The sequence below is a fragment of the Zoogloea sp. LCSB751 genome (assembly GCF_002028455.1).
Classification (GTDB): domain Bacteria; phylum Pseudomonadota; class Gammaproteobacteria; order Burkholderiales; family Rhodocyclaceae; genus Zoogloea.
Genome location: NZ_MWUM01000516.1, coordinates 1 through 244, shown reverse-complemented (window position 1 = coordinate 244; position 244 = coordinate 1). Strand labels below are relative to the sequence as shown.

Below are 244 nucleotides of genomic sequence, written 5' to 3'. Positions count from 1 at the left end.
CCTGCCGGATGGGGGCCATCAGCCCGGAAGGCAGGCTGTTCGTGGATCAGGATATTCCGGTCAAGCGGGGCGCCGAGGGCTGGGCCTTCGTGGTGGTGCATCCCCTCGCCGGCTCCCATCAGCTTGCCATCGGCACTCAGGTGGAACTGAGGGTGGACGCCGGGGCTCGCCACTCCTTAAGTCTGGGTCACAGCGGCTGCCATCTGGTGGCGCTGGCCCTCAACCGGGCACTCGTCCCTTATTG

1 protein-coding gene is annotated in these 244 nt (G+C 66.8%); it reads left to right on the top strand.

From position 1 onward, the window contains the following. Nucleotides 1-244, top strand: a 244-nt coding sequence (locus B4920_RS27540; RefSeq protein WP_216820124.1) for a hypothetical protein, incomplete at both ends; no start/stop codon positions are given.